Here is a 24,973-nt window from a genome sequence, read left to right as displayed (position 1 = left end):
TGCCGGTGGCAAGCGCTGGTCCTTGAGGCTGGGCCGGCGCCGCCTCAAGGACCAGCGCCACAGCGCGCGGCCCGGGCAATCCAGCGCGTTGGGGCGGCCCGTCCTGCCAGCCGGAGGCAAAACTCAGACAGCCAGCAGCCCCTGGAGCGGCCGCGGCCTACGCACCCTCCGCCACCTCTGCCGAGCCTTGAGGAGAGCGCCGCAAACGAGCCTGGAGATGGCAACACGCTCTCGGGAGAGACCAGGGAGCCCCCTGCAGTGCCTGCCGAGTCACCCGCGCATGCTGCGGCAGCCCCGATGAAGGCAGCGGTCCTACCGAAGAGCAACCTCAACGGGAGGCATGACCTGCCGGTGGGCGATGAGCCCGACGCCGCGCAGGAAAGCCGGGGCTGCCAGAGCCTGCGCCTCGATCAACTGATGGAGGGACTGCTCAGCATCCAGATCATCGGCCGCGGGGGTGGCTCCCGCTTCTCGAGTGAGCAACTGGTCTTCGTGGGACTGCTGGAGCCAGGCAGTGCCTCCCTGCAGTGCCAGGCGGGTCGATGCAGCCCCCAATGGCCCCTGCGGGTGAAGGTGAGCACGGTCGCCAGCCGCAGCTACGACGACCAGGGGTTGGTGACAAGGCTGCCCAGCAGCCGCCTGGCCCGGGGGGAGTGCCGCCTCGATCGACACCACTTCCGCTGCGAAGCCCATGACGGAGACGGTGGACTGTGGCGCGTTGAGGGCGACCACTGAGGGAGACGACTGAGGGCGACGACCGAGGCCCCGCAAAGGGTTGCAACAACCACTGGCGGGCCTACAGATTTCCTTTAGGATTGGCCCATCGGAGGACGTCATGCTGCACACCACATCGCTGCTGGCCCTGGTGGGCGCCGTCGGATTCGCCCTGCTCTCGGTGATGTTCGGCATCTTCACCTGAGCGCAGGCGCGCTGCCACTCGGCTCGGAAGCCAGAGATTCAGCTCAGCCACCATGAACTCCAGCTGGAGTTCGGAACATCAAGGCGGCACCCAGATTCGAACTGGAGAAAGTTGCAATATCTTCATCATTGGACGCCATATGTGGGGGAGAAAGCGCCAGAGTGGCACTAAATCAAGGGGCAAACGCCCCTGCTCACCTTCCACTCACCTTCCAGTGGGGATAAAGTCAGTGCCTTGACCGCCGCCCAAAACTGGGGCAAAAGGAAGGTGAAATCAGGGTCACGACCTCTGCCAGAGAACTGGTCGGTGCTCAGCGTTTCCGACCTCGGCATCAAGGGGTCTTACCCCAACAATCTGAAGATTCGTAAAGTCGCACGCACGCAAAACCTCTCAGCGTCGTGGTTGCCCTCTTTAGAGGAAGACCATCGCCCTGACAAGGGGCGTGTAGGGAAGACAGGCAAGCGCGACCCTCTGCGTGGGTCTATGGGCACTCCTGACCCCTATGAGGCGGCAAAGAGGGCGGTGGAATGGGTTCAGGAACTCCAACGCTCAGCACGCATCCTCAAAGAGCAGCAGGAGGCGGAGCAGCAACACGCCCTGGAGATCTACTGGGAACGCTGGTATGCCCGTGAGAGCAGCAAGCGCAAGACCCAGCGGAACTTTGCCCGTTGGAGCAGGGACACCCGCCTGAAGTGGGATGGGCAGTCCTATGGGGTGAAGCACCAACCCTGGGCGCAGAAGTCAGTTGAGAAGATCACCGCTGCTGACTTTGCGGACTACTGGGCAGTGCTTGATGCCCGCAGGACTGCGACCAACGATATGGGCGGCACAAAGGCACAACAGAAAACGCTAATACGGGAACTGCTCAAGGAAGCACGATCTGACTTCCCACACCTATCGATTCCCGATTTCCCCTCCATTTCCAGGCAGGTCAAACAGGTTCAGCACCTGAAGCGATCTGAATGGGATCGACTAATGGGCAAGATTGTCGAACTTTCAGGCGGAGTAGCAAGGGCAGACCTCACACCCCAGCAATACAAGGCGCTGGAGTGGAAAGCAGCAAATCGCTTGAACCAGAGGAACTGGGTCGATCTCTACGACACTCTCAACCTGATGTGGTTCTTTTATCTACGGGCAGAAGACCTGCCCCGACTCCGAGCAGAATGGTTCCAAGATCACGGTGAAGAGATTATCTGTCTCCTGGAGCAGACCAAAGGAAACCGACCGCAACAACGCACAACTCACTACCGCCCTGATGCGATTGCCAACTGGAGAAGGATGAACCTCAGGCGACCAAAAGGGTTACTTGTATTTCCACACATCAAACGCTCTGAGTCGGATGTTTCAGGGACTCTCAAGAAGAATCTAAACGACCTGTTGAGGTATGTGCTCGACCAATGCGATCCGCCAATCCTATCTCAAGCGGTGACAATGACCAACATTCGCCATACGGCATTTCGCCTCACCCTTGAAGAAGTTCCTGAACTGGGTCGTCCTCCTGGGATCTATGCCTTTGCCCAAAACGGGATGACCTCAGCAGAAATGCTTCAGCGAACCTACCTGCGTTTCATCGAGGAAGAAGCAACCGCGAAGAGAGTAAGAACACAAATCAAACCTGGGCAATGGTCAATGGTGAAAAGAGTTTCGCCATAAGGATTTATCCACTCCTTTCCTGGATGGATTTCTGGCGGGATTTTTTTGAACACGAATGGAATGCTTTGTAGGTTAGGTTCCCTGCTCACTTTTCAACTGCCATCTCACTGACGCCCTTGGTCAATAGCGGCGAAGGTCTCCTGAACCTCCAGTTCCGCCAGGATGCGTTTCTGAATGTCCAACTCCCGCATCAGATAGTCGTAGGTTTCAGGTAGGTAGTGATCCAGTGACACCAGTTGATCCTCCAGGAACCGAATCTTGGAGAACACCTGCTGCTTACTTGAGTTGCCCATATGCTGCTTGAATTGCTTTCTTGAGAAACTGTTCTGGTTTCAGGCGGTTCCGCTTGGCGACCTCAAGAAGCATTTCGTATTCAACGGAGTCCAGGTAAATGGGTTTTGCCATCATCACACCACCGTCTGCTTGTATTTTTCATACCACCTGTAGTGGGTCAGGAGGAAGTGGAGAGTTCCTGTTCTGGATCGCCTCAAGGACTTGGAAAGGGACTCAAACTCCTCAAAGGTTTCCTGGTGCTTGTTGCCAAAGAAGATATTGATGGATTTGCCTTCAGGGGATAAGGTTTGATTCATATGGTTTCTGATGTGACTACCTTCTTACTATTTAGTTCCTGGAGAACTGGAGATCAGAATTTTCAATGTCCAGCACCAGGTCTGAATCCTGATGGTGCCTGAAGCGGTAGTAATCCTTGAGGTTGTAGTTGGCGTGATGCTCGCGGATCCAAGGTTTCAGGACGAACCCTTTGTTCTCCTTTGAATTGCTGGTGGAGAACCGATGAAACCCTTTGGCAACTTGATTACGGATCAACCAATCCAAACGGATCCAGGTGTCATAAGGTTCAGGGCATTCCTCAAGATGAAAGTGGGTATGGAATGCGATCTTGAAGCGTGGATTTTTGGAATCTTGTGGATTGATACACATTGGTGCCTTTTCGTGAAACCAGATGATTCGTGGTCGTCCAGGAGGATTTGGAATCTTGGTTGGTTTCGTATTCAGGAGGGCACAGAAGAACTTATTTCGGAAATGCCGTGCTTCCTTCACTGCTGTGGCGTAGTCAGTGATAAAGGGTTGCCATTGAATGCTGCCAAACCAGTGGGGTTGGAAGACCTCCTGGAATTGGTATTCAACGATTGCCTTATGGATTCTGGTGGGATCTTGATAGTTCTTGGAATCCAGTAGCAAATTCTGGATTTGGTGGTGTCCTGATTCAATCACCCGCTTCGCGTGTGATTGTTGCTCACTTCGTTCGCAACGGATTCGTGTGTAAGTCATAGTTGATTTGAGAGTTATAGTTTCGTTGAATCTCTTGTGACCACAAGGTCTTTGAGGGTTGAGAACCCTTATGAGTTCTTAGTCCTTATTCCTCTGTGGATTGGACTCTTCCCAGCAGATCCTTATTTTCTCCTCGTTCCGCCACAAGACCTCTGCCTTATGGTTTTCGGATTTGATTGTCTCCAGTAATTATATAGCAGATTTTATGTTTTGAGTATCCCTTCCTGATTGAACGCCGCCTAAGGCGGCGAGAACACATCACGGTTTTATGTTTTTCAGACCGTTTCGGGGCGTGATTATTGTTTCTGGGTATTTACCATTGAGTTTATATCAAGAAAAACAGGGGAATCACTCTGCCTCACTGATGATTCGCCGAATTGTGGAAAGTGCCAGACCCGTCTGCTCTCTGATGGAGCGGTAGGAGCACCCCTCATCCCTCAACCGCAGCACAAGGCGTTCCTTTGCCTGGTTGGTCTTAGGTCTGCCGCCAAGTTTCCCACCCGCTTCCCGCCTGTGCTGAACGCTTTCCAGCGTCCTCTCACGGATCAGTGACCGCTCCACCTCCGCCAGACCTGTCAAGAGTCCGATCAGAACAGGTGCGAACTTGCCCAGTGCCTTCGTATTGACCAGGTTGTCCAGAGTCCGAATGTGAATCCCACGCTCTTGGAGGTCGTGGAGGCGGTTGATGACGCTCCGCTGATCCCTGCCGAGGCGATCCAACTTCGCCACCACCAGTTCGTCGCCATCCACCAGGGCATTGAGTGCCGCTTGGAGTTGGGGGCGATCCTTCTCCGCCGTTCTGGTGCTGATGGTCTCCTGAAAAACCACTGCACACCCTGCCGCTTTCAGGGCAGCGACCTGGGCATCGGTGGTCTGGTGGGTAGTTGAGCAGCGGGCGTAACCAACGCTTCTGGCGGTCACTGTTCCAAGAACGGTTGTTCCAGAAACTCTACCATCCGAACACTGTTTCTGGAACGCTCAGAACCCAGTGGATTGGGTTTTGGGCGATGCTCTGGTTTCCGTTCGGTTTTTGGAACATTCGTGACAGGCGGTTTCTTGCTGCCTGTTTCATGCCATGAGAGTCGATGGGCAGTTCCAGCAGAAGCAGGAGAGATACATCAAGGCGCAGATCAATTCGCAGCAACAATTATCGAGCAGGACATAAAGAAATTGGGGCAACTATTGATTTACCTAAAGTTGGGTTGTCGGAGCAACCGAGAATGATTACGCTCATTCCTGGACGGCACCACTTTTTACTGGCGTCAGTTCAAGGAAATCATAAAAACCGTTAGAGCGGAGTTTGCTGCTCAAATACCCTGCCAATTCGCCCGACGCCTTCACTGTAATATGTCCATTGTCGTGCCATATTGGCGACCCAATAGAAGTATATTGCCCACAGACATTGTCATTGCACAAACCCAATCGAAGTGGAGCATAAAATACATTACGAGATCTCTGAGAAAGTCCTGTCGCCATTTCGTCGAATCTTGAATATGCCTGCTTTGCTTCTTGGGTTGTCTTTTCGCAATTTCTAGCGTCTGGGAAAGGGCGCCATAATTCATTTGTGCAGAGTTCGGGATTTTTCCCTGGAGGGAATGTCCCGTCAAACAAAACTATGGCAACCCCCTTTTTGTTTAGGGATTTGGCAAACTTTTCTACATGGGCAAAGTATTCTGCTTTTGCTCTCAAAAGATGGTCGCCGTCGCGCAATGCTTGACCTATAAAGACGATGTCTCCAGATTTTGCCTCTTTTTGGATCAACTTAGTGACTTGTTCCACATACTGAGAGCATTTGACCTTGGATTCAATGGCGTCGTCAATCATGCTGCCTGGCAGAAAAGCGCATCCATATCCCATGGTCAGATAATTGACCGAGTATCTCGGGAAAGTATTTTTTACTGCAATCAAGTAGTTTCTCGCATGACTGTCCCCTATCAAAAAAACCGTTGGTTTATTTCGTAGAGATCCCGACCTCAAGCAGTCGTTCATGACTTGCTTGGAAAACTCGCCTTCGACATGGCAGTATTCAATATATCTACCCTCTTTGTCATGCCACCATGTGGAAAGGATGACTGGGTTGCTTGATTTTAGCGCAATCTTGCTGGCATATCGCTTAGCGTATTGAATTGATAGTGCGGTGGAGGCGAGAATGCCTACTCCTCCAACTATTGCCAACTTTCTTGTGATCCCCTGCTTACTCTTCCGTATAGGTGTTTCTATTTTGGCGTATGAAAGCATTGCCAGACCGAGCATCACTCCGATTTGAATCGGCACAGACCACCAGTGAATGCCAATAGTCCAACGACTTATTGAAAGAATAGACCAGTGCCAAAGGTAAAGAGAATATGAGATCAGACCTACATAAACGACCTTCTCAAGAGTAAAAAAGTCATACGCCGCAGTTCCACTTTTGAGGCAGGCAATCAGAACTGCTGAAAGCGCCACAATGGATATGGTTGCTGGAACTGCCGCCGATACTGGAAGGAACATCACGCCGACCATTGCCGCAACCACCAGAAGGGGGGGAAACTGCTCCAGCGCTTGCTCAATCTTTGCTCGTTTCTGGAATCCAATGAAAATCAGACACCCTGCTGCCATTTCCCAAAACCGAGGTGGCATCAGGAAGTAGGCAGCAGGTTGATTGATCTGATATAGGTAAATGAAACTGATCAAAGAAGCAATCGTAAGTGCCCCGACCCAGAAGAAGAGATTCCGTGCTCCTTTTGCCGTCTGCTGTCCGAACCCCGAGAACCAGATCAGAAATGGGAACAGCAAGTAGAACTGTTCTTCCACCCCGAGTGACCAGGTGTGCGTGAAAGGATTTAGTTCGGTGGATTGGGCGAAGTAGTCCGTTGAAGTCCGATAGAGATTTATGTTGGAAAGTCCAAACAGCGATCTCCATCCCAGACCGAGTGCCGCCCCAGGGTCAGGATTGAAAAGTGAAATCAAAATGCTGGTGATCAAGACGAAGACCACCAGCGCAGGCACCAGGCGCTTGATCCGCCGCTCGTAAAACCCCGTAAGGAAATCCAGGAAGTTCTTGGACTCCCTGCTCGCCAGCGACGAAGTGATCACATATCCCGAAATCACGAAAAAAATATCAACACCTAAATAACCGCTGGGCAGTAGATCCTTGTTGAAGTGGTTGATGATGACGGCAACCACCGCAAATGCCCTCAGACCATCAATCTCGGGACGATATTTGCTCTTGCTTGGCGAAGTTTTATTGGTAACGGATGGTGCTGATACTGCCGCCATCTGCTTTTAGGGGGGAGCAAAACTATATCGCCACCGTTCGCTGCGGCACCTTCTGTTCTTTTCTGTCCCTCATCCACCAGTGGTCGGGAGGCGCTGATCTGTCGCCGACACGGTGCTCTCAGCGTTCCTTCGGTGGGGTACTGGTGTCCTGGCGTCCCGTGATCCAGGTGATTGCTCAGGGGGTGCTGAGGCGCCGCAGCAATGGCAGGTAGGGGCGCCAAGTGCCAGGAGGGATCAGGGTGGCGCCACAGCGTCCAGTAGGCGTTGTGGGCGCTGCGACGCGCCTCTGGGCACCTCGGAGTGGATTGGGCGCAATGAGTGGAGCGACAGGCGCTGGGAAGGTGAATCCTGGGAACCTTTTCCACGACCAGATGCGCACCCCTTGTCACCTTCCGCTCACCTTCCGCTTGAGAGGGGACTGGATCGCCAGGTCGCGGTGACCGAGGACACCAGATATGGTGCCGCGACACCTCCATCCGTCCGTCAGGGCACCAGATATGGCGTGCCTGCGGTTTAAAAAATCAGAGGCGGCACCCAGATTCGAACTGGGAGACTTCAGTCGTAAATCCCACTAACACCGGGGTCTGTGCAGTGAAAATCTCCAACTTACCTACCACTTACCTACCAAAAACGGCAAAGTGGGTTCGTAGTCGGGACCGGGCGGCAAGACCCAGGTAGGTAAGCGAGGTGGGCAAAGCAGCACTCCCCGATCACTGGACGACCCTGAACGTGTCCAAGGTCTTTGGCGTGCGTGGTTCCTACCCGCAGAACCTCAGGATCAAGCGGCAGACCCATACACGGGTTCTGTATGCGGAATGGTTACCTGACCCCAGCGACGACCTGAGACCGCATCAGGGGCGATCCAAGGGGGGTCTGGGGAAGCGTTTGACCATCCAGCGGACCACAGGTACTGAAGACCCCTACGAGGCGGCAAAAAGGTCGGTCTCTCTCTTCGGCCGCGTCCCTTGGCGTGGTGTAAATCCCGAGGCCCGATTGCCCTGGACTGAGGGAGAACAGGGGTGAATGACGGGCTGTCATTCTCGAGGCGCATGTGCACCTCGTTATTTCACGATGAATCCAGACGATTGACTTGTCAAGTCTTTCGTCTGGATTGCCGATCGGTTGTGGGCTACACCTGCAATCTTGGTCGTGACGTCTGCGGTGCCGGCCCCCGGGCGGTGATCGCCGCCGCTGCGCCCTGTGGGGGCGCTACGGCGCGATCTCCTGGGGCCTGAGGCTCAGGCCGCTGCTTCTTGCAAGGAAGGCTGCGTGGGCAGCTCCGCCAGTGAGGGGATGGCGGCCATGCTCTCGGCGGAGAACATGCGCCGGCCCTCCAGCTGCCAGTGCTCGTCCTGCTCCAGCAGCACAGCCCCCACCAAGCGGGTGATCGAGGCGTCATTCGGGAAGATGCCAACCACCCGAGTGCGGCGTTTGATCTCCTCATTGAGGCGCTCGAGCAGGTTGGTGCTCCAAGTCTTTTTCCAGTGTTGAGGCGGGAAGTGACGGAAGGCGAGCACGTCTTCCCGGGCGTGCAGCATGAGCTCAGCAGCCTTGGGGAAGCGATCCACCAGTGAGCTGGCCAGATCGTCCCAGCGGGCCTCGATTTCGTCCGTTTTCTCCTGGGCGAACACCGAGCGCAAGGCAGCTGCCCGATGTCAACTACGTAGGCGGGTCGCGTCAATTACGTAGGCGGGTTACCCCGGGTCCTCCCCCTGCCATGGCAGGGGGAGGCGACAGCGAAAAGTGAGCCACCCTGGCCCGGTCCTCTGCCATGGAGTCTGAGGTGGTCTGGCTTTTCTGGACAGGCCCCATCGTTAACCTCTGAGGCGGGGTACCGCCCCTGAAAGGGGCTCCCACCGATGAGCAAGCGCCGCACCCACAGCCCCGAGTTCAAGGCCAGGGTCGCCATGGAGGCGATCAGTGGCCGCAAGACGATCCAGGAGATCGCCGCCGACCACGCCATCCACCCGATCCAGGTGAGCCAGTGGAAGCGGCAGCTCCTGGACGGTGCCAGCGAGCTCTTCACCCGAGGCAAGAAGACCAAGGACAAGGAGGAGGGGCAGGCCAAGGAGGCGGAGCTGTTCCAGCAGATCGGACGGCTGCAGATGGAGCTGGAGTGGCTCAAAAAAAAGTCTCAACTGCTCTGATGCCCGTGAACTGCGCAAGCTGGTCGATCACGACCACCCCGAGCTCAGCATCAGCAGGCAGTGTGCGCTGCTGGGGCTGCCTCGATCCACGCTGTACTACCGGCCGACACCGGTCCGTGTATCGACGCTGCGGATCATGGCCAGGATCGATGCTCTCTACCTGGAGGATCCCTGCAGCGGCAGCCGCCGGATGGTGGACTATCTGGCCCAAGATGGTATCCCGATCAGCCGAGATCGAGTGCGAAACCTCATGCGGCGCATGGGATTACGGGCGATCTACCAGAAGCCCCGGACGACGGTTCCAGGTGATCCGTCCGTGCGGTTCCCCTGCCTGGTGGACCTCACGCAGGTCACGTCGGTGGATCAGGTCTGGGCGACCGACATCACCTACATCCCTCTGCAGAAAGGGTTCCTCTATCTGGTGGCGATCATGGATCTCCATTCCAGGCATGTGCTCAGCTGGAGGCTCTCCAACAGCCTTGACACGAAGTTCTGTCTGGAGGCCCTGGAGATGGCCTTGGGAGGCGGCCGTAGGCCAGAGATCTTCCACTCCGATCAAGGCTGTCAGTTCACGTCCGCTGACTTTGTGGCCAGACTCAAAGGGGAGCGGATCCAGATCAGCTGGTCCGGCAGAAAGCGGTGCTACGACAACATCCTTGTTGAACGGCTGTGGAGGACTGTCAAGTACGAGGAGGTCTACCTACGGGCATACAGCGATGGCTGGGACGCTGAAATCAGCCTGGCCCGCTTCCTGTGGCGGTATTGCCATGTAAGACCTCACAGTTCCCTTGGAGGCAAAACTCCCCACGCGGTCTACACTGAGGCCGAACCATGTTCCACCCGTCCTGGGTTAACGATGTCAGGGGCCGGAACTGTCCAATAAAAGGCACCCACCTCAGCCGGGATCTTCTGATCGGCCCCAGGCGTCAAGCCCGTTGGCCGGTGCTCTTGCTGCTGTCCCGCCTGAGCGCTGCAGCGGAGCGCACGAGCCGGCGGACCCCACGGTCCGACGGCAGCGCGGAGCTCATCACCGGCACCTGGCGCCAGGGGTTGGCTTGTGGTTGGCGGGTAATTGACGCCTGGTCGCGGCGACGAATCAGCCTGCGCTGGAGCGGTCAATCCGCCGTGCCCGTTTGCGGCGGTAGCTCTCGCCATTGATCTGAATCAGCGTGCTGTGGTCCACCAGCCGGTCCACCGCTGCCACGGTCATGGCGCTGGTGGAGAAGACGTTCTCCCACTCGCTGAACGGCTGGTTACTGGTCACCAACAGGGATCTGCGCTCGTAGCGGTGCATCACCAGCTCGAACAGCACCGAGGTCTCGGCCTCGTCCTTGCGGACGTAGCCGATGTCATCGATCACCAGCAGGGCAAAGCGATCCAGTCGGGTCAGGGCCTTAGCCAGGGCGTAATCGGCTTTGGCGCGCTGCAGCTCCTGCACCAGCGTGGTGGCGGAGAAAAACCGCGCCGTGCGGTCCAGGGCGATCAGGCTGCGGCAGATGCCTGCTGCCAGGTGGGTTTTGCCCACACCGCTGGGACCGAATAGCAGCAGGTTCTCGGCCCGATCCAGCCAGCCGGTGTCGTGGGCGAGCTGCTCGATCTGAGGACGCTCAAGATCCGGGATGGCGTTCCAGTCGTAGTCCGCCAGGGTCTTGGGGACCGGCAGCTGGGCCTCATGCAACAGCCGCCGTTGACGGGCTTGATGCCGCTGCTGGTGTTCCTGCTCTGCCAGCACATAGAGGTAGCTGGCTGGACTCCAGCCAGCGGCTGTGGCCTGCTGCTCGGCCGCCTGCCACTGGCTGCGGAACTGGGGCAGTTTCAACTGTTTCAACACCGATGGCAGAGCCGTTTCCAGTGCCGGCCTGCTCGGGGGTTCCAACCAGGAGTTCGTCATAGCTGCTGAGGGTGTGTTCGGGGATGTCGAGCTGGGGCATGGCCGCCAGGCCCCGGGGGGGCCGCAGGCCGTAGTGATCGCGCAGGGCCGTGAGGTTCAGCTCACCGCGGCGGAGCTGACGCCGCAGATACCGCTCCACACCGGCCAGATCGTCCGTCCGGGCAGCGACATGGAGGGCGTCCACCATGACCTTGGCGGCCTCATCCGGCGGCAGGGCCGCCAAAAGCAAGCGCCACAACTGACGCCAGGTCTCTCCGGGGAGCAGGTCGGACTGCAGCTGGGCACGCAGCAGCGCCCGGGGTTTGCGGCGCAGACTCTCGATCACGTGGCGGAAATCGATCCGCCGCAACGGCCCGCTTTCTCCCGCTCGCCGATGCAACCGTGGCAGGGTCTCCACGAACTTGCTGCGCAGGAACAGATCCAGCCGGTCATGGCGCAAGTGCACCGTCAGCTGCTGGCCGATCAGCCGCGAGGGGACGCTGTAGGTGACCGAGCGCACCTCGATCGTGCTGGTGCTCCGCACCCGCGCCACCACCGGCTCGTAGTCGGCAAAGCGCTCCACCGGCAGGGGCTGGAGATGCAGCTGCTCAATCTCCAGGTTCCCCTGCACCTGGTAGCGGCTGTTGAGCGTGTTGGTGACCTGGGCGACGAGCTGCCGGTAGTCGGCCTCGGTGGCGAAATCACGGCTGCCGCGCTGGATCAGCTGCTGCTCCAGCCGATGTTTCCAGTGCCGGTGCGGGCCCTCGATCGCGCCGTTCTCGTGGGCAACGCCGCGGTTGTTGCGGGTGGCGATCACCCCCAGGTGGGCGCACAGCTCGCGGTAACGGCTCGTGTAATCGCCGGCGTAGCTGCCGTCGCGGTTGCGGAAGCAAGCACTCAGGCTGTCGGTGCGGTGCTCCGCCGGCACCCCACCGCAAAGAGCGAGAGCGTTTTGCAGGGCCTCGGATAGGGCGACAAAGCTTTCGCCGCCGTGGATCACCGCCACATGGCACCAGCCCGAATAGGGCAGGCGGAAGTGGAACAGCCGGTGCTCCAGCACCTCCCCCGCCACGGTGATCGGCTCACCTTTGAGCAACGTGAAATCCGAGATCCCCAGTACACCGGCCCGGTGCTGCTGCAGGAACATCACCTCCTGGGCCGGGCCGTGCAGGGCCCGCCACTGCTCGACGCGGCGCTGCAGGGTCCGCTTGCGCCGGTACCACTCCTCGCCAGGCCTGAGCTGTTCCAGGTGAAGCAGCAGGGTCTGGGGTTCCAGTTGCGGCGCCTTCTCAAGCATCGGCACCAGCACGCTCTCCCAGACCTCGGCCAGGGGATCGGCTCGGGTGCGCCAATGGCGACCCCGCTGCTGCTGTTGCCCCTCGGGCTGCAGCTCACCCCGATCGATCCGTTGCGCGCTGCGCACCGAAATCCCCGCCGCATCAGCCGCCACCTGTTGGCTGAGCCCATTGGCCCGTTTTGCCATGTACCGCTCCTTGATCCGCAACGACAGAGGGGCGGGCATGGCAGGGCTCCAGACCGGAATCGGAACCCTGTTGTCGCGTCCTGAGACCCGCCTATGTAGTTGCGCGGACCCGCCTACCTAATCGTCGCCGGACAGCAGCGGTGACCATGCCTTGGTGGGCCTTGGGCACCCGTTGGAGCAGGTTTCTGGCGAAATGGACCCTGCAGCGCTGCCAGCAGCTGCCCTGCAGCATCCGCCGGATCGCCTTGGTGAGGCCCACGTGCGCGTCGCTGATCACGAGCTTGACCCCAGTGAGGCCGCGCTCCTTGAGCGAGCCAATGAACTCGCTCCAGAAGCTCTCGGTTTCGCTGTCGCCCACCTTGATGCCGAGCAGCTCGCGGCGACCATCGGCATTGACGCCCATGGCCACCACCACAGCCCTGGAGCAGACCTGCATCGCCTTGCCGAGACGCCCGTGGAGATAGGTGGCATCGAGGTACAGGTAGGCGTAGCCGGTGGCCTCAAGGGGGCGGTTCAGGAAGGCCTGCACCTGGATGTCGATGTCAGCGCAGATGCGGCTCACCTGAGATTTGGAGATGCCGCTCTGGACTCCCAGGGCGGCCACCAGGGCGTCGACCTTGCGCGTTGAGATGCCGCCGACATAGGCCTCCATCACCACGCCGTAGAGGGCCTGGTCCACACGGCGGCGCGGCTCCAGGATCGAGGGCAGGTGGCTGCCGGAGCGCAGTTTGGGGATGCGGAGATCGATGTCCCCCACCTGGGTGGCCAGGGTGCGCGGCCGGTAGCCGTTGCGGTAGCCGAGCCGCTCCTCGCTGCGCTCATGGCGCTCTGCGCCGAGCACGGCAGCGACCTCCAGCTCGATCAGCTGCTGCAGGCCGTGGCGCACCAGCTCGGGGATCAGCTCACCGGCGCTGCTGCCATCCAGTAGCGGCGCCAGCTCAATTGCGGCACGATTGGACGTGGGCATGGTTCGTCTGGTTGAGGTAGTGCTCAAACCAGGGTCACGGGCCTGCCCACCCCTTGCAACGCTGGCCGCTGAGCGGAACGTCTGAGGTGCGCGCTCAACCCCGGCTACGCCGGGGTTGAGGTCCCCAGGGATTTACACCAACACAGGGGACGCAAGCCTCTCTTCCAGCAGTGGCAAGAGTGCAGCAAGACAGTCCTGGACCTGCAGGAAAAACAGAACGAGAACTCACTTGGCGAGTACTGGGAGCGGTACTTCGCGTCTGAATCCCGAACACGGGAGACCCAACGCAATTTCAAGCGGTGGAGGCGAGAGGAGTCCCTGAAGTGGGAAGCAGAGGACTACGGGATCCGTCACCAACCATGGGCATCCAGAAGCGTTGACCTGATTACGAGTCAGGACTTCAAGGACTACTTCTCCCACCTGGAGAGACGAGCACGTGGAAGCAGCGGATCCAATGGCAGCGGGATGAAAGGGCAGCAGAAGACCCTGATCAACAAACTCCTGGCACTGGCAGAGGACGACTTCCCTGGACATGCATTCCCAAGATTTCCTGCGATCAGCAAGCAAACCAAACAGGTTCAGCATCTGACTCAGAAGCAGTGGGACCAACTCCTGGCAGCAGTGGTGGATTTGTCTCTCGACTCAGCGAGACAACTCCTGGATCCAGACGAGTACTGGGAGTTGGAGTGGAGCAAGAGCAACCGAATCAATCAACGCAACTGGGTCGATCTTTATGACGCACTTCTCTTGGAGTGGTTCTTCTACCTGCGTGCAGAAGACATGTACCGAATCAAGAGCGAATGGTTTAGGGATCAGGGGAACCAGACTGTTATCTGCAATTTGGAGACAACAAAAAAGGATCGTCCGATTCATCAGACAACCCACTATAGAAAAGACGGATTCAGATTTTGGGAACGACTCCACAGGAGGAAACCATCTGGATATCTGGTTCTTCCTCAGATCGACAGACCTGAAGGCAATCCAGCAGACAGTCACGTATTGAAAACTCTGAACTACCTCTTGAAGCACGTGATGGAGAGAACCTTTGGGGATGAGTTCCCTGCAACAGGAAGGAAGTGGACAACAATCCGGCACACAGCATTTCGTCTAACTCTGGAAGAAGACCCTGCATTGGCAATCCCTCCAAAGATCAACTCTTTTGCAGACAACGGTCACACCAGTCCAGACCAACTACGGAATACGTACCTGAGGTACATCGATGCAGAACGGACAGCAAGAGGTATCCGTTCAGGGGCCGTGACGCAGCAGCGCAGCATTCCACCCCTGATCGTTGATCAACGAGCAACCACAGACACCACGATCGATGACGGCCGGCTCAGGGATTCGGCAACAGCGATGGCATCTCACCGCCGCGATCATGGGCGATCAAGGCCTGCTCCAGGAACTGCCAGATATCACGGCCCTGTTGCCGCAGGCTGGTGGTGACCGTGAGCAACCTGCTGCGGCAGGCTTGCGTCCCCTGTGTTGGTGTAAATCCCTGGGGACCTCAACCCCGGCGTAGCCGGGGTTGAGCGCGCACCTCAGACGTTCCGCTCAGCGGCCAGCGTTGCAAGGGGTGGGCAGGCCCGTGACCCTGGTTTGAGCACTACCTCAACCAGACGAACCATGTCGAGTCACCCCGGGGAACTTCCCCCCGAGGTGCTCACAGAACCGTACGTGACACTCTCGCGTCATACGGCTCCCATCATCCACATGCCACTTCACTGACTCGACGCCAGTGCGCGAACAGATCACGATGTCCAGACCTGATCCTGGCAAGTACTCGCCAGCTTTGGAGCCGACGACCCCGCAGCCTTTTGTACTTCTGCCGTAACCAGGCTGCAATTCTGTCATCCAGGTAGCGATACAACTTCCTGATCAGTTCTGTCCTATAAAAACGACCGTAGTACTGAATCCAGCCACGAATCACTGGATTCAGCACTTTAGCGATCTCCTCAAGCGACAGATACACGAGCGATGGAAGCCCTATCGACCTAATCCTCTCCCGCATACGCTGGAGAGCCTGCGGACTCACTGCCGGCAAAAAGCCTGTGTAGATGACTCCGCGAGAATTGCGAGACACACGTGGCCGAAACGCGAAACCAAGAAACGTGAACGTGACATCAGCAAACGGTGCCCGGCGGTTGCTATCCCTGCAGTAGACCACCTGGGTCTTCTGGGGATGAAGCTGGAGGCCACAGGACGCAAAGCGATCCTGCAATGCCTCCAGCAACCGCCGAGCTTCCTTCTCGCTGTGGCAATGACAGATCACATCATCTGCATAGCGCTCAAAGGCAATGGCCGGGTGGCTCCGGCGCATCCACACATCAAACGCATAGTGCAGGAACAGATTGGCCAGCAGTGGACTGATGACACCACCTTGCGGTGTGCCCCGGTCCCTGGGATGGAGCGTGCCATCCGGCAACAGAACCGGTGCCTGCAGCCATCGTTGCAGGTAGAGCACCACCCAGCGCTCGGAGGTATGGGCCTTGATCGCGCGCATCAACAGGTCGTGATCGATAGCATCGAAAAACCCCTTGATGTCGAGATCGAGAACCCAGTTGGACCTCCAGCAGCGCTGACGGCAGACCTCTACTGCCTGATGCGCTGACTTGCCCGGTCTGTAGCCGTAGGAATCCTGATCAAAGATCAGCTCCAGCTCTGGCTCCAGCACCTGCTTGACCACCATCTGTGCGATGCGATCAGCAACCGTCGGGATACCCAGCGGCCTGACGCCTCCACCGGATTTGGGAATCTCCACACGCCGAACTGGTGGCGGAAGATAACTTCCTGATGCCATCCGATTCCAGAGTTTGTAGAGATTATTCTCCAGATCCTTGTTGAAGTCGTCCAGGCTTTGGCCATCCACACCGGCCGCCTGTCCGTTCCGTTTCACCTGTTGATAGGCCTTCCAGACCATCACCTTGGTAATCGGTAGCGGCTTGTCTGTTGTCATCCCATTCCTCCTGCCGTAGGCAGTTGATGGGAGACTCCAAACGGGATGATGCAACCCCTTGGCTCCGAGTCCGTTACAGACCCATCATCGCTACTACGGGTTGCTCCGCCCCTGCCACAGACATCGGTATTGACCCTCATGGTGGTGACCACTTGGGATGTTCCCTTGGCATTCCATGGCAGGTTCTCACGTTCCGCATCAGGGCCTGCGATGAGCTCGTGCCGTCTATACGCCGGCTGCCGTGTGGTCCATAGACAGGCTCTGTCCACACTGATCCAGGAGATTTGGGCCGCCTCCCGTTTTGGCAGCGTCTGAAATAGATATCGGCGCGTCATCAACGGTTCGCTTGCGCTCACCTTCTCGTCGCACACCTGACGGATCCAGTCCGCCGTTTCCCCGTCGCTCACCACCACGTCTTTTGAACGCAGCAGCACGGGGTGGTTTGGTACCAGCCCCTGCAGGCCGATCCCGGGAGGCCACACTCCCATCCCCGATGCAGTTTCATCAGCCTTGGCTTTCACCTGCTGACTCGTGACACACGCCCACGTCCAATCGTGCCGCAATTGAGCTGGCGCCGCTACTGGATGGCAGCAGCGCCGGTGAGCTGATCCCCGAGCTGGTGCGCCACGGCCTGCAGCAGCTGATCGAGCTGGAGGTCGCTGCCGTGCTCGGCGCAGAGCGCCATGAGCGCAGCGAGGAGCGGCTCGGCTACCGCAACGGCTACCGGCCGCGCACCCTGGCCACCCAGGTGGGGGACATCGATCTCCGCATCCCCAAACTGCGCTCCGGCAGCCACCTGCCCTCGATCCTGGAGCCGCGCCGCCGTGTGGACCAGGCCCTCTACGGCGTGGTGATGGAGGCCTATGTCGGCGGCATCTCAACGCGCAAGGTCGACGCCCTGGTGGCCGCCCTGGGAGTCCAGAGCGGCATCTCCAAATCTCAGGTGAGCCGCATCTGCGCTGACATCGACATCCAGGTGCAGGCCTTCCTGAACCGCCCCCTTGAGGCCACCGGCTACGCCTACCTGTACCTCGATGCCACCTATCTCCACGGGCGTCTCGGCAAGGCGATGCAGGTCTGCTCCAGGGCTGTGGTGGTGGCCATGGGCGTCAATGCCGATGGTCGCCGCGAGCTGCTCGGCATCAAGGTGGGCGACAGCGAAACCGAGAGCTTCTGGAGCGAGTTCATTGGCTCGCTCAAGGAGCGCGGCCTCACTGGGGTCAAGCTCGTGATCAGCGACGCGCACGTGGGCCTCACCAAGGCGATCCGGCGGATGCTGCAGGGCAGCTGCTGGCAGCGCTGCAGGGTCCATTTCGCCAGAAACCTGCTCCAACGGGTGCCCAAGGCCCACCAAGGCATGGTCACCGCTGCCTTGCGCTCGGTGTTCGCCCAGGAGAAAACGGACGAAATCGAGGCCCGCTGGGACGATCTGGCCAGCTCACTGGTGGATCGCTTCCCCAAGGCTGCTGAGCTCATGCTGCACGCCCGGGAAGACGTGCTCGCCTTCCGTCACTTCCCGCCTCAACACTGGAAAAAGACTTGGAGCACCAACCTGCTCGAGCGCCTCAATGAGGAGATCAAACGCCGCACTCGGGTGGTTGGCATCTTCCCGAATGACGCCTCGATCACCCGCTTGGTGGGGGCTGTGCTGCTGGAGCAGGACGAGCACTGGCAGCTGGAGGGCCGGCGCATGTTCTCCGCCGAGAGCATGGCCGCCATCCCCTCACTGGCGGAGCTGCCCACGCAGCCTTCCTTGCAAGAAGCAGCGGCCTGAGCCTCAGGCCCCAGGAGATCGCGCCGTAGCGCCCCCACAGGGCGCAGCGGCGGCGATCACCGCCCGGGGGCCGGCACCGCAGACGTCACGACCAAGATTGCAGGTGTAGCCCACAACCGATCGGCAATCCAGACGAAAGACTTGACAAGTCAATCGTCTGGATTCATCGTAAAATAACGAGGTGCACATGCGCCTCGAGAATGACAGCCCGTCATTCACCCCTGTTCTCCCTCAGTCCAGGGCAATCGGGCCTCGGGATTTACACCACGCCAAGGGACGCGGCCTGCGGCAGATTGCACCCTGGCGGGATTGGACGCCATGGCTGATCTTGCGCTGAATCACCGAATGGCGCAGGGCACGCTCGGCTGCGTTGTTGGTGGGCTCGATCCCTTCAATCTCCAGGAAGGTCCAGAGGCCATCGCTCACTTGCAGCAACTGATGGCAGGTACGCACCGTCTTGGCCCACGGCGTTCGCTCGCCGCGCTGGCAGCCCAGCTCCACAACCCGCTGCAGCGTGCCCACAAACGCCTGGCGGATCGGCCGACAGCCCTGCTGCAACGTGGACCAGTCGATCGTTCCGTCTTTGTAGCGGTGCCACTGGGCAAACAGCTGCTGCTGCAGGCCCAGCAGCTCCGCTCCAATCTCACCGCTGGCGCCCTGACGGTCAGCGATGGCGGTGAGATCGCGGATCACGTGCGCCCAGCACAGCTGGCGCTGCTCCAGCGGGAGATGGTTGTAGGCGGAGAAGCGATCGCTCACCACAATTCCGCCAAAGGCATTCCCGAGCAGGTCGATCGCGGCGGCAGCCGAGCGGCTCAGGCTCTGCAAGAACACTGTCACCCCCATGGCGGTCACCATGACCCACTCCCAGCCGCGCCGGCCATCGGGGTTGCCACCGTCAGCATTACCGGTGGGGGCACCGGTTTCATCGACGTAGACCACCGACTGCTGACGGGCAAACGCAAGGGCCTCCTGCATGGGCTGCTCCAGTGCTGCACTCAAGCGCTGGCGGATAGTGGCCATCGCTCCCCGGCTGATCTGTACCCCCAGCAGCTGATCCAGCAGCGCCTGGGTCTTGCTGAAACTCAACGGGAAGGCACTACCCAGCAGACCCACCAGAGCACTGAGCCGGGGACCGTAATGGCTTACTTCCACCTCCGCCGGTAACGAGGCACAGGTGCTGGTGGAACAGCAGGGGCAGACCAGGCGGTGCAGCCGGTGCTCGATCACCAGAGGCGTGATCGGTGGAATCTCGATCACCTGGTGCCTCAAGGGCTCGGGATCCTGACCCTGTAGCAACGTGCCGCAGCGGCGGCAGGCCTGGGGGTGGTGCTCGACCACCTCATCCACCCGCTCGATCGGCAGCAGCTCCGGCCCAGATCCGGGATGGCCCGGCTGGCCGCCGCGCTTGCGGCCACTGCCCTTGCGTCGTTCGGGCGGCTTAAACCCCTGGCCATCACTGGAGGGAGGCTTGGAAGAATTGCGGGAGCTGCGGCCGATCCGCTCGCGCAGATGGGCCAGTTCGGTCGCCAGGGCGGTGAGCTGGATGCGGAGCTGCTCGATCTCCTGTTGCTGCCTCTGGCACTGACTGACCAGCTCAAGAAATCCAGCCTTCACTCCCACCGGGGTGGCGGCCCAATCGGCTTCTGAAATCCCGGCCGGTGGGGTGGTCATCGCAAGGAGTCTCTTACTGAGATGCAACCAGGAATCAAGCCACCGTCAAGGGTTCAGCAAGCCCGATGTTCGTTGCGAGCTGTCCCGACTCCTGAACGGGTACAACTTCCGTGAGACCTACATCCAGCAACTACTGAAAACCATCAACGCATACGACCAGGAGATCCTGCAGCGACCGGGCTTTGCAACTGCCTTCTGCGAAGCAAGCGCCGAATGCTTTGCCCAAGGAAGCGAGGGCCTGGTGAGAGATTCCGAAATACTCTACCGGTCCTGGGATTTTGATGTTCGCCTGATTCAACGACGCGTTCATCTATGGCAAGGGCTTGACGACCGACTCGTGCCCGACGCGATCAACAAGGATGTTGCCGACCAGATGCCTGGAGCGGTTTGGCATCCGGTTTCGGGGGCCGGTCATTTCGTGGCAATCGGCTCGGCAGAGGAAATATTCGGAGTCGCCGCTGAGGAACTCTCCCAGAAGGCGTGAAGCGGTAATCATAGATTCAGAAGCCCAACATCCAGATCCAGAAGACGGGAGCAGAAGGCATTCCGTTCTTGCTTATGACCACAACCCGCTTCTAATCTGGGGCGTTAGAGAGATGGGGGCGAAGCGTTTGCGGCCCACAACTGGTATACTCCCTGTATAGCCGCTGGGTTGCTGTGCAGACGCGCGTCCAGAAATGGGGAAACAGTCTTGGGGTGCGGATCCCGCGCGGCCTGGCTGAGGAGGTTGGCCTCGGCGCTGGCTCTGAAGTTAGCTTGAGTGCCAAGGATGGCGAGCTTGTCGTGAAGCCGTCGGTTCCTGCTCGCCTCAGCCTCGACGATCTTTTGGCAGAGGTCTCAGAGGAGAACCTCCATTCCTCTATCGATACGGGCTCTGCTGTCGGTGCGGAGATCTTCTGTTGACTGCTGCGTATGTCCCTGATCGGGGTGACTTGGTCTGGCTGGAGTTCACACCGCAGACGGGTAGTGAGCAGGCTGGGCGGCGTCCTGCTTTGGTGATCTCGCCAAAGGCCTACAACGCGAAGGTGGGCTTGGCCTTGTTTTGTCCAGTGACATCACGAGTCAAGGGTTATCCGTTTGAAGTGGCATTGCCTGAGGGCAGTGGTGTGGTCGGTGTCGTCCTTGCAGATCAGTTGAAGAGCCTTGACTGGCGTGCCAGGAAGGCGAAGCTGATTGAGCGTGCTTCGTCTGATGTGCTGGCGATGGTTACAGCAAGGATCCTGCCCCTGCTTGTTCCTGACAATCCTGCCACTCTCTAACGAACAAGGATAGATCGTGCGCAGCCACGATCTTATCCGGTGTTGGACAAGCCCTTTGAGGCTTTAGACCAGTCGTCTACGGTAGATACGTCCCGCCTGAATTCAAGTCTGGTTCAGATTTACAACCAGGAGAATGGCCAGCAGCCTGGCTTCATGAGTGTTTCTGTTGCTTGTTTCGCATTGTACGACCACGGCAAAGCTGCGGCTGCATATCGTGATGCCGATCGCTCTCTACAGAGCCGCATGCGGATGCCTTCTGGCTATGAAACCATGAATATAATTTGCACTATGACTTCAGCTCAACACAACTGATGCTCAGTGATTCGGACCATCCTGGCGATCAGTGTCATCGCCTTCCCGCAAGACTGACAGAGAACCGGTGATCGTTGCAGGGGGAGCCGTGGCGACGGTATAGGAACCTTGAGCACAAGCTGCAACAGCTGAACCAGCCGCTTGCAGTTCGCATGCAGAATGCCAAAATCCCGCACGCGTCGAAACCGCCGTGGCAGTACGTGCCTCAGCAGCAGCCAGAGAAACTCGGCCCCTGGCATCGTGCGGATCTGCTCTTGGCCCCGGTTGTCCTTATAGCGGAAGCTGACCTCACCAGCGGTGTTTGCGATAATGTTCTTCTCTGGCAGAACGCCCCGATAGAGATAGCGACCCAGATAAACGAGGGCTTGCTCTCCGTGTCCGACATCCGTGCAGTCCACCACCCATTCATTCGGGAGCTGTTCTTCGCAGCGTAGACTCGCCACTCGTAGGGCCTCAAACCATTTGGCGAGGAAGACCCTCGCCAGATTGTTGGCCCAGAACAGGACGTTGCTCTTCTTCTCGCGCCACTCTCTACTCTGCTGGTTAATTGCGCCTGCGGGCACAATCAGATGGACATGGGGATGATAGTCGAGCCGGCGGTTATGAGTGTGCAGAACTGCATGGGCTCCAGTTCGGCCCTTCAGCCTTCGATCTCTTCTCGAGAACGAGTCAATAGTCTGCCATGCGGTTTTGAGCAGCAGATCATAGGTTTTGTGCTGATGATTCCAGAACAGACTCCTGAGCTGGGCCGGCACCGTGAAGGTGATCAAGAAATATCTGACTGGCAGCAACTTGCTGCGCTGCCTTTCCAGCCACTCCTGGCTCTCATGCTGTTGACAATGGGGGCAGCTGCGATGACCACAGGAATGCGGCAGAATGACGCTCTGTTGGCAGTCCTTACATTCCAGCAGCATCACAGCACTGTATTGATTCCGACAACGGCGGATGGCATTGAGGGCGTTGTGATGGCTTGGTAGAAGCTCATGGCCGTGGAGTCGCTCCAATTCGTTGCGGTAGTGATCCACCAGATCGGCGAGCAGAATCATCAGCTTTCCTCCCAGCGCAGCTGAAAGCCACCCAGCAGTTCCTCGATCCGCTCTTTCGCCTGGTCCCGGTTCACCTCGGTGAGATGGGCATACCGGGCTGTGGTTTCCGGCCTGCTGTGGCCCAGAAGCACCTGGATCGCCCTCAGATCCACGCCCAGCTCCAGCAGGTGCGTCGCGTAGGCATGGCGGAGCGAGTGCACCGTCAGGCGCTTGTGGATCCCGCACTCGATCCGCGCTGCTTTGAGGGCAGCTTGCACGCCACTGCGATCCATCGGCCTGCTTGCGGCTCGAACGGTGGCGGCGCTGCCGGAAGGGTTTGGGAACAGCAAGCGCCGGTGCCGATGCGTAGCCCAGAACCGTCGTAGGTTCTGCAGCGTCAATTCCGGCAGCGGCACATAGCGATCCTTCCCTCCTTTAGCCTGGCGGATATGCACCCGACGGAGTTGGCCGTCCATGTCACCGACTTCCAGATCCAGTCCCTCTCCAAGTCGCAGGCCCAGGCTGTAAACGGTCAGGAAGAACACGCGGTAACGGAGGCGCCGTACGCTATTGATCAGTCGCTGCACCTCCTGGCGCGTGGGGATATCAGGCAGCGATTGAACCTGCGGGGGTTTGACGATCTTGATCCACTCCAGTGGTCGGCCAAGCACATACTGATAGAAGAAGACCAAGCCCCATAGGTCTACCTTGATGCTGCTCCAGGAGTAGCTTTCGACCATGGCGCTGTAGTAGCTCTTGAGCTCTTCTGTTGAGAGATTGTCAGGGCAGCGATCGAAATATCCGGCGATGCGCCGCACGGCCCTGGCATAGCCATCAATCGTCTTACCGCGTTTTCCTTGCAACTTGAGTGAGGTGGTCTGGCTTTTCTGGACAGGCCCCATCGTTAACCTCTGAGGCGGGGTACCGCCCCTGAAAGGGGCTCCCACCGATGAGCAAGCGCCGCACCCACAGCCCCGAGTTCAAGGCCAGGGTCGCCATGGAGGCGATCAGTGGCCGCAAGACGATCCAGGAGATCGCCGCCGACCACGCCATCCACCCGATCCAGGTGAGCCAGTGGAAGCGGCAGCTCCTGGACGGTGCCAGCGAGCTCTTCACCCGAGGCAAGAAGACCAAGGACAAGGAGGAGGGGCAGGCCAAGGAGGCGGAGCTGTTCCAGCAGATCGGACGGCTGCAGATGGAGCTGGAGTGGCTCAAAAAAAAGTCTCAACTGCTCTGATGCCCGTGAACTGCGCAAGCTGGTCGATCACGACCACCCCGAGCTCAGCATCAGCAGGCAGTGTGCGCTGCTGGGGCTGCCTCGATCCACGCTGTACTACCGGCCGACACCGGTCCGTGTATCGACGCTGCGGATCATGGCCAGGATCGATGCTCTCTACCTGGAGGATCCCTGCAGCGGCAGCCGCCGGATGGTGGACTATCTGGCCCAAGATGGTATCCCGATCAGCCGAGATCGAGTGCGAAACCTCATGCGGCGCATGGGATTACGGGCGATCTACCAGAAGCCCCGGACGACGGTTCCAGGTGATCCGTCCGTGCGGTTCCCCTGCCTGGTGGACCTCACGCAGGTCACGTCGGTGGATCAGGTCTGGGCGACCGACATCACCTACATCCCTCTGCAGAAAGGGTTCCTCTATCTGGTGGCGATCATGGATCTCCATTCCAGGCATGTGCTCAGCTGGAGGCTCTCCAACAGCCTTGACACGAAGTTCTGTCTGGAGGCCCTGGAGATGGCCTTGGGAGGCGGCCGTAGGCCAGAGATCTTCCACTCCGATCAAGGCTGTCAGTTCACGTCCGCTGACTTTGTGGCCAGACTCAAAGGGGAGCGGATCCAGATCAGCTGGTCCGGCAGAAAGCGGTGCTACGACAACATCCTTGTTGAACGGCTGTGGAGGACTGTCAAGTACGAGGAGGTCTACCTACGGGCATACAGCGATGGCTGGGACGCTGAAATCAGCCTGGCCCGCTTCCTGTGGCGGTATTGCCATGTAAGACCTCACAGTTCCCTTGGAGGCAAAACTCCCCACGCGGTCTACACTGAGGCCGAACCATGTTCCACCCGTCCTGGGTTAACGATGTCAGGGGCCGGAACTGTCCAATAAAAGGCACCCACCTCAGAGAGCTTGCAGATGTTGTGCATAGAGCTGATCAAATCGCTCCTGTTCATCGTGGTTCATAACACCACCCATCGCTGATGGGACATGAAGGACAGCTGCACACCGCAAGGCGTGCATCCCTCACTGTGAGCCGCCAGGACTCAGCACAAGCGGAAACAAATGCTTCTGTTCCTTCTCAGAGGCTTCAACCAGGTCACTGTCGCTTAAAAAGTGATGAGTAGGCTATGCTTGGTCTTGATCTGCCGCGTAGC

22 protein-coding genes and 2 pseudogenes are annotated in these 24,973 nt (G+C 58.7%); 12 read left to right on the top strand and 12 right to left on the bottom strand.

Going from position 1 to position 24,973, the window contains the following annotated elements; all coding sequences use genetic code 11:
* The first annotated feature begins 297 nt into the window (after positions 1 to 297).
* From H8F26_RS08755 to H8F26_RS08745, 3 genes are all read left to right on the top strand, one after another.
* Positions 298 to 735: a hypothetical protein gene (locus H8F26_RS08755; protein WP_197158787.1), complete on the top strand. Its 438-nt coding sequence runs from the start codon at positions 298 to 300 to the stop codon at positions 733 to 735.
* A gap of 40 nt (positions 736 to 775) precedes the next feature.
* Positions 776 to 919, top strand: a complete 144-nt coding sequence (locus H8F26_RS08750; protein WP_197158786.1) for a hypothetical protein — start codon at positions 776 to 778, stop codon at positions 917 to 919.
* Between the two features lie 234 nt (positions 920 to 1,153).
* Complete coding sequence (locus H8F26_RS08745; protein ID WP_231605566.1) at positions 1,154 to 2,572, top strand: hypothetical protein; 1,419 nt, start codon at positions 1,154 to 1,156, stop codon at positions 2,570 to 2,572.
* A gap of 104 nt (positions 2,573 to 2,676) precedes the next feature.
* Here H8F26_RS08745 and H8F26_RS08740 read toward each other — a convergent pair whose 3' ends face one another.
* From H8F26_RS08740 to H8F26_RS08720, 5 genes are all read right to left on the bottom strand, one after another.
* Positions 2,677 to 2,865, bottom strand: a complete 189-nt coding sequence (locus H8F26_RS08740; protein ID WP_010311765.1) for a hypothetical protein — start codon at positions 2,863 to 2,865, stop codon at positions 2,677 to 2,679.
* A 328-nt stretch (positions 2,866 to 3,193) separates the two neighbouring features.
* The gene (locus H8F26_RS08735) at positions 3,194 to 3,862 is read right to left on the bottom strand and encodes a hypothetical protein (protein WP_231605565.1); all 669 of its coding nucleotides are present in this window, start codon (positions 3,860 to 3,862) and stop codon (positions 3,194 to 3,196) included.
* A gap of 348 nt (positions 3,863 to 4,210) precedes the next feature.
* The gene (locus tag H8F26_RS08730) at positions 4,211 to 4,783 is read right to left on the bottom strand and encodes a recombinase family protein (RefSeq protein WP_197158785.1); all 573 of its coding nucleotides are present in this window, start codon (positions 4,781 to 4,783) and stop codon (positions 4,211 to 4,213) included.
* 309 nt (positions 4,784 to 5,092) lie between these two features.
* Entirely contained in the window at positions 5,093 to 7,120 is a 2,028-nt protein-coding gene (locus tag H8F26_RS08725) for an acyltransferase family protein (RefSeq protein ID WP_197158784.1), read from the bottom strand.
* A 1,238-nt stretch (positions 7,121 to 8,358) separates the two neighbouring features.
* A complete protein-coding gene (locus H8F26_RS08720) occupies positions 8,359 to 8,751 on the bottom strand; it encodes a transposase (RefSeq protein WP_370594698.1) in 393 nt (130 codons plus the stop codon).
* 228 nt (positions 8,752 to 8,979) lie between these two features.
* On the opposite strand from H8F26_RS08720, the gene H8F26_RS19370 reads away from it, so the two are divergent.
* Positions 8,980 to 9,267, top strand: a complete 288-nt coding sequence (locus H8F26_RS19370) for a transposase (protein WP_231597691.1) — start codon at positions 8,980 to 8,982, stop codon at positions 9,265 to 9,267.
* 10 nt (positions 9,268 to 9,277) lie between these two features.
* Entirely contained in the window at positions 9,278 to 10,150 is an 873-nt protein-coding gene (locus tag H8F26_RS08715) for an IS3 family transposase (protein ID WP_231598222.1), read from the top strand.
* Positions 10,151 to 10,363: 213 nt separating this feature from the next.
* Here the strand turns inward: H8F26_RS08715 and istB are convergent, their stop codons facing one another.
* From istB to H8F26_RS08700, 3 genes and pseudogenes are all read right to left on the bottom strand, one after another.
* A complete protein-coding gene (gene istB, locus H8F26_RS08710; RefSeq protein ID WP_231597868.1) occupies positions 10,364 to 11,158 on the bottom strand; it encodes an IS21-like element helper ATPase IstB in 795 nt (264 codons plus the stop codon).
* Between the two features lie 622 nt (positions 11,159 to 11,780).
* Positions 11,781 to 12,620, bottom strand: a pseudogene (istA, locus tag H8F26_RS19365) (IS21 family transposase); the annotation flags it as partial.
* Positions 12,621 to 12,747: 127 nt separating this feature from the next.
* A pseudogene (locus tag H8F26_RS08700) lies at positions 12,748 to 13,587 on the bottom strand (IS256 family transposase); the annotation flags it as partial.
* 465 nt (positions 13,588 to 14,052) lie between these two features.
* Here H8F26_RS08700 and H8F26_RS08695 point away from each other — a divergent pair.
* Positions 14,053 to 15,033: a hypothetical protein gene (locus tag H8F26_RS08695; RefSeq protein ID WP_197158783.1), complete on the top strand. Its 981-nt coding sequence runs from the start codon at positions 14,053 to 14,055 to the stop codon at positions 15,031 to 15,033.
* Positions 15,034 to 15,292: 259 nt separating this feature from the next.
* Here the strand turns inward: H8F26_RS08695 and ltrA are convergent, their stop codons facing one another.
* Complete coding sequence (gene ltrA / locus H8F26_RS08690; RefSeq protein ID WP_231597922.1) at positions 15,293 to 16,543, bottom strand: group II intron reverse transcriptase/maturase; 1,251 nt, start codon at positions 16,541 to 16,543, stop codon at positions 15,293 to 15,295.
* Positions 16,544 to 17,105: 562 nt separating this feature from the next.
* On the opposite strand from ltrA, the gene H8F26_RS08685 reads away from it, so the two are divergent.
* Positions 17,106 to 18,317 carry an IS256 family transposase gene (locus tag H8F26_RS08685; protein ID WP_197158927.1) on the top strand — a complete coding sequence of 404 codons (1,212 nt, stop codon included), beginning with the start codon at positions 17,106 to 17,108 and terminating at the stop codon, positions 18,315 to 18,317.
* A 231-nt stretch (positions 18,318 to 18,548) separates the two neighbouring features.
* On the opposite strand, the gene H8F26_RS08680 is transcribed toward H8F26_RS08685, so the two are convergent.
* Entirely contained in the window at positions 18,549 to 19,991 is a 1,443-nt protein-coding gene (locus H8F26_RS08680) for an IS66 family transposase (RefSeq protein ID WP_197158782.1), read from the bottom strand.
* Between H8F26_RS08680 and H8F26_RS08675 the strand changes: the two genes are divergently transcribed.
* The 3 genes from H8F26_RS08675 to H8F26_RS08665 all read left to right on the top strand — a co-directional run bounded on the left by H8F26_RS08675 (position 19,984) and on the right by H8F26_RS08665 (position 21,250).
* Entirely contained in the window at positions 19,984 to 20,475 is a 492-nt protein-coding gene (locus H8F26_RS08675) for an alpha/beta fold hydrolase (RefSeq protein ID WP_197158781.1), read from the top strand. The two genes, H8F26_RS08680 and H8F26_RS08675, sit on opposite strands and share 8 nt — an antisense overlap.
* 173 nt (positions 20,476 to 20,648) lie before the next feature.
* Positions 20,649 to 20,894 carry an AbrB/MazE/SpoVT family DNA-binding domain-containing protein gene (locus H8F26_RS08670; RefSeq protein WP_197158780.1) on the top strand — a complete coding sequence of 82 codons (246 nt, stop codon included), beginning with the start codon at positions 20,649 to 20,651 and terminating at the stop codon, positions 20,892 to 20,894.
* Between the two features lie 29 nt (positions 20,895 to 20,923).
* Complete coding sequence (locus H8F26_RS08665) at positions 20,924 to 21,250, top strand: type II toxin-antitoxin system PemK/MazF family toxin (protein ID WP_231605563.1); 327 nt, start codon at positions 20,924 to 20,926, stop codon at positions 21,248 to 21,250.
* Between the two features lie 299 nt (positions 21,251 to 21,549).
* Here the strand turns inward: H8F26_RS08665 and H8F26_RS08660 are convergent, their stop codons facing one another.
* The gene (locus H8F26_RS08660) at positions 21,550 to 22,608 is read right to left on the bottom strand and encodes a transposase (RefSeq protein WP_197158778.1); all 1,059 of its coding nucleotides are present in this window, start codon (positions 22,606 to 22,608) and stop codon (positions 21,550 to 21,552) included.
* Positions 22,608 to 23,405: a tyrosine-type recombinase/integrase gene (locus tag H8F26_RS08655; RefSeq protein ID WP_231605562.1), complete on the bottom strand. Its 798-nt coding sequence runs from the start codon at positions 23,403 to 23,405 to the stop codon at positions 22,608 to 22,610. Before H8F26_RS08655 ends, H8F26_RS08660 begins: the two co-directional genes overlap by 1 nt.
* Positions 23,406 to 23,536: 131 nt before the next feature.
* On the opposite strand from H8F26_RS08655, the gene H8F26_RS19360 reads away from it, so the two are divergent.
* Together H8F26_RS19360 and H8F26_RS08650 are read left to right on the top strand one after the other, a co-directional pair.
* A complete protein-coding gene (locus H8F26_RS19360) occupies positions 23,537 to 23,824 on the top strand; it encodes a transposase (protein ID WP_231597691.1) in 288 nt (95 codons plus the stop codon).
* Between the two features lie 10 nt (positions 23,825 to 23,834).
* Positions 23,835 to 24,707, top strand: coding sequence for an IS3 family transposase (locus tag H8F26_RS08650; RefSeq protein WP_231598222.1), 873 nt, complete (start codon positions 23,835 to 23,837; stop codon positions 24,705 to 24,707).
* The last annotated feature ends 266 nt before the right edge of the window (positions 24,708 to 24,973 follow it).

This window comes from Synechococcus sp. CBW1006 (genome assembly GCF_015840525.1).
Lineage (GTDB): Bacteria > Cyanobacteriota > Cyanobacteriia > PCC-6307 > Cyanobiaceae > CBW1002.
This window is presented reverse-complemented; position numbering and strand designations above follow the sequence as displayed.

Bases quoted from the DNA above. Each gene is read 5' to 3' on its own strand.
- istB (WP_231597868.1), bottom strand. From the start codon at position 11,158: ATGACGAACTCCTGGTTGGAACCCCCGAGCAGGCCGGCACTGGAAACG.
- ltrA (WP_231597922.1), bottom strand. From the start codon at position 16,543: ATGACAACAGACAAGCCGCTACCGATTACCAAGGTGATGGTCTGGAAG.
- H8F26_RS08680 (WP_197158782.1), bottom strand. From the start codon at position 19,991: ATGACCACCCCACCGGCCGGGATTTCAGAAGCCGATTGGGCCGCCACC.
- H8F26_RS19370 (WP_231597691.1), top strand. From the start codon at position 8,980: ATGAGCAAGCGCCGCACCCACAGCCCCGAGTTCAAGGCCAGGGTCGCC.
- H8F26_RS08725 (WP_197158784.1), bottom strand. From the start codon at position 7,120: ATGGCGGCAGTATCAGCACCATCCGTTACCAATAAAACTTCGCCAAGC.
- H8F26_RS08755 (WP_197158787.1), top strand. From the start codon at position 298: ATGAAGGCAGCGGTCCTACCGAAGAGCAACCTCAACGGGAGGCATGAC.
- H8F26_RS19360 (WP_231597691.1), top strand. From the start codon at position 23,537: ATGAGCAAGCGCCGCACCCACAGCCCCGAGTTCAAGGCCAGGGTCGCC.
- H8F26_RS08695 (WP_197158783.1), top strand. From the start codon at position 14,053: ATGAAAGGGCAGCAGAAGACCCTGATCAACAAACTCCTGGCACTGGCA.
- H8F26_RS08740 (WP_010311765.1), bottom strand. From the start codon at position 2,865: ATGGGCAACTCAAGTAAGCAGCAGGTGTTCTCCAAGATTCGGTTCCTG.
- H8F26_RS08735 (WP_231605565.1), bottom strand. From the start codon at position 3,862: ATGACTTACACACGAATCCGTTGCGAACGAAGTGAGCAACAATCACAC.
- H8F26_RS08660 (WP_197158778.1), bottom strand. From the start codon at position 22,608: ATGATTCTGCTCGCCGATCTGGTGGATCACTACCGCAACGAATTGGAG.